The sequence below is a fragment of the Catenibacterium sp. UBA627 genome (genome assembly GCF_002299355.1).
In the GTDB taxonomy this organism is placed as follows: Bacteria; Bacillota_I; Bacilli_A; order Erysipelotrichales; family Coprobacillaceae; genus Catenibacterium; species Catenibacterium mitsuoka.
Genome location: NZ_DBPF01000012.1, coordinates 2,615 through 6,434, shown reverse-complemented (window position 1 = coordinate 6,434; position 3,820 = coordinate 2,615). Strand labels below are relative to the sequence as shown.

The following is a 3,820-nucleotide window of genomic DNA, read 5'->3' as shown; positions in this document are numbered from 1 at the left end:
ACCTTCTAAACCTGGAACTGGTACTGAAACAACTAAACCAAACAAAAAACCACAGACTGGTGATTCTACTATGTTAGGCTTAGCTGCATTCTTTACTATGATTTCATTATTAGGTTATGTTCTTTTAAAGAAGAAAGAAGCATAAGATAAGGGAAGAACTTCGCAAGAGGTTCTTCTTTTTTGCCTTTTTGCGAAGGTGATTTGCAGTAATTGTATTTTTATTATAAAATAGTTTCATTAGGGGAATTGATATGACAAAAATACAAGAAAAACTATTAGAAGCATTAAGTGCTTCTTTAAAGGGTGAGAGTGTTGAATGGGAACCACTTTCACAAGAAGAATTATCAGAATTATATAATCTTGCACATATTCATCAAATATTACCTTTGGTTTATGAAGCAGTTTATAAATCTCAGGGTGTGAACCCACAGGTCAAAGCTATTTCTATGCGTGCAGCTATGACTCAGGCACTTTCTACAAGAGATTTCTTACAGCTTGTTAGTAAGATGAATGAAGCAAAACTTTATCCATTAGTGGTAAAGGGTATTATTGCAAGAAAACTTTATCCTATTCCTGATGAAAGAGTATCGGGGGATGAGGACTTATTGATTACTAAAGAATTATTTCCTACTTACCACCAGTTCTTCACTGAACATAATTTAGTGACAGGAGATGATTTAGAACCTTATGAAGTCCCTTATCAGTTAAAGGGTAGTTCACTCTATATAGAACTTCATAAGACACTTTTCCAGGAAGAATCAGTTGCTTATGGGTCATGGAATCAGTTTTTTGAAAAAGCCCATGAGAGACGTACTACAGAAGTAATAGAGGGTGTGGAAGTATCGACTATGTGTCCAACAGATCATTTCTTATTTCTTATACTTCATGCCTTTAAACACTTCCTTCATAGTGGTGTAGGTATTAGACAGGTCGCAGATATTATGATGTTTGCCTCTCACTATGAGATTGATTATGACTCTATTTTTAATGATCTTCAGAAGATTCATCTAGAAGTCTTTGGGGCAACATTATTATCTATTGGTAAGAAGTATCTACACGATGCACCTATTCCCGATAAGTATTTAGAATTAAGTGAGAATATGGATCACTTATTAGAAGATATACTTGATGCAGGGGTATACGGTAATAGTTCTATGAGTCGTAAACATTCAGCTAATATGACACTCGAAGCGATTACTTTAGATGCACAAGGTAAAAAAGCCCATGCTTCTTTAAGAAGTACACTCTTCCCAAGTCGTAAGGACCTAGTAGGAAGATATCCTTATCTAGAAAAGCATGGTTATTTATTGCCTATTGCATGGTTCTCACGTATAGTGACATATATGAAGGAATCTTCATCAAGAGAAGATAATAAAGCGACAGAAACAATTAAGATAGGGAAAGAACGTGTCGCTTTAATGAAAGAATATAAGATCATCAAATAGAAGTGAGGGACAAAGATGAAGAAAATATTGAATTTCATAACTGATCATCGATTTATTATCGGTATACAGGCAGTATTAAGTATTATACTTGTGGTAAGTATTGCGTTAGTTAATATCTTGCCAATGCGTTTCTTAATAGTGATAGGGGCATTTCTAGCAATTCTTACATTACTTATGTATTTATTCGCAAAACCTAGTTCTATTGAATCTAGAAATGTTCAGATCAGACCACTTATTGGTAAGATTATTTCTGTAGTTATTAGTATTTTCTTACTTGTGTGCTGTGTATTTATTCAAACAGGTAAGGCAGCCGTTAATCAGGTAACAAGTGAATACGATTATGTCACATATTCTCTCGTCGTAAAGAAGGAGAGTCCTTATCATAAGGCTGAAGATATCTTAAATAAGACCGTGGCTTATAATCCTAATGGAACAAAGATCAATGAAGCATTAGATAGACTAAGTAAAAAAGTATCTAGTTATGGTATTAGTGAATTATATGGTGTAGAAGCAGTTGTGGATGCACTTTATAATAAACAGGCAGATGCCATTCTTATGAATGAAGGATCTCGTACACTCGTGAATGAATACAAAGAGTCATTCGATAAGGATACAAGAGTCATCTGGAGCTGCAAGTTTAAATCTTATAATAAGATTAAAGAAGAAAAGACACTAGATATCTTAAAAGATCCGTTCTGCGTTTATATTTCAGGTATTGACTCTCGTGGTAGTGTTCAGGAAGTATCACGTAGTGATGTTAACATCCTTCTAACAATCAATATCCCTGCTCATCAGGTACTTGTGACAAGTATTCCTCGTGATGCATGGGTCACTCTTGCTGATGCGAAAGCGAAGGATAAATTAACACATTCTGGTCTGACAGGTACACAGAATACTGTAAAGACTGTAGAAAAGTTCTTAGATGTTGATATCAGCTATTATGCACGTGTGAACTTTGAATCATTAGTGAAAGTTGTAGATGCCTTAGGTGGTATTGATGTTTATTCTGATAAGAACTTAGAAGCCTGGACAGGGCAGCCTATTAAAGAAGGCTGGAACCATATGAATGGTCAGATGGCTCTATCATTCTCTAGAGAACGTCATGCCTATACGAGTGGTGATCGTCATAGAGCACAGAACCAGCAGGATGTATTACAGGCTATTATTAAGAAAATGGCTTCTCCTGCTATCATTACTCATTATACGGATATTCTCAATGCGATTGATGGTACATTCGTCACTGATATGCCAATGAATGAAATGGCGCGTGTGGCCAATGATCAGCTCAATACGGGTGCTGAATGGTCATTCCAGAAATCTATGGTATCAGGTAGTGGTAAGATGATGAGGGGTGGCTATTATATGCCTAACACGAACTTGTATTATATGATTCCTGATGAAAATAGCGTTAAACAGAATAAAGAATATATTAAGAAGATGTTGAAGGGTGAAAGCTTCACGGCACAATAAGCAGACTTTGGTCTGCTTTTTTCATAAACAATAGGTTTCATATGTCCATGGATGTAAAGTTGAAAATAGTACAAATAAAGTTTTTTACAGACCAAATAGTAGTATACAGACATTTAAAACTATAAAGTTGTATAAAAAAATACTTAAACACCTCTAAATAGGCTTTATCAAGCCTCTACACATATCACCCTATATAAATATAGGGTATAATAGTAATTGAAATTTGATGCAATATATGAAGGTTTTATGTAGGGTATATTGACGAGTTTACAAATAAATGGTAATTTGTACATTGACAAAAAAGGAAGGGATAAAATGCACAGGTTTAAAGATAATCGAGTGATGTATCAGCGTATGTTGTTCTTGATGATCTTAGATGCGATGTTTACCGTACTTGCTTCGTTTGTAGCCGTTTTAACAAGAATGGAGTTCAAAATTGATTGGTGGGTATGGAATAACTATTTAGAGATTGTTGGGATTGATATATTAATTACGCTTGTTGTTTATTATGTATTTAGGCTTTATAAAAGTATGTGGAGGTATGCTTCTATTATAGAGGTCAGACGATTGCTTCTAGCAGTTATCTGTTCTGATTTTTTCAGAATGCTTCTCTATGTATTTGTATTAAAGGTAGAACTGCCACGTTCATGGTATATTCTTGAACCATGTATGCTTCTTATATTGAGTTCTACTTTGCGTTTCTTATATCGTGGAATGCGTTCAATGAAAAATGACAGTCCACTATTTGAACAGGACAAGCATTTAATCAATGTAATGATTATAGGAGCTGGGGAAGCAGGTAATATGCTTCTTAGAGAAATCAAGAGAAGTTCTCATCTTCCAATGAAGGTTGTATGCTTCATTGATGATGATCCGCTTAAACAGGGTTATTATATGAATGATGT

Annotated in this window: 3 protein-coding genes and 1 pseudogene; all 4 read left to right on the top strand. The window is 34.7% G+C overall.

The window, feature by feature from the left end:
* The coding region (locus B2S90_RS10860) for an LPXTG cell wall anchor domain-containing protein (protein ID WP_414630679.1) at window positions 1-145 on the top strand (145 nt) is incomplete at its 5' end.
* Between the two features lie 106 nt (window positions 146-251).
* Entirely contained in the window at window positions 252-1,445 is a 1,194-nt protein-coding gene (locus tag B2S90_RS00945) for a nucleotidyltransferase domain-containing protein (RefSeq protein WP_286696396.1), read from the top strand.
* 15 nt (window positions 1,446-1,460) lie between these two features.
* Window positions 1,461-2,915 (top strand): LCP family protein, encoded by a 1,455-nt coding sequence (locus B2S90_RS00940; RefSeq protein ID WP_279148242.1) that lies wholly within the window; start codon window positions 1,461-1,463, stop codon window positions 2,913-2,915.
* 315 nt (window positions 2,916-3,230) lie between these two features.
* Window positions 3,231-3,820 (top strand): annotated as a pseudogene (locus B2S90_RS00935) (nucleoside-diphosphate sugar epimerase/dehydratase); the annotation flags it as partial.

Excerpts from the sequence above, each read along its gene's own strand:
- B2S90_RS00940 (WP_279148242.1), top strand. The coding sequence starts at position 1,461 with ATGAAGAAAATATTGAATTTCATAACTGATCATCGATTTATTATCGGT.
- B2S90_RS00945 (WP_286696396.1), top strand. The coding sequence starts at position 252 with ATGACAAAAATACAAGAAAAACTATTAGAAGCATTAAGTGCTTCTTTA.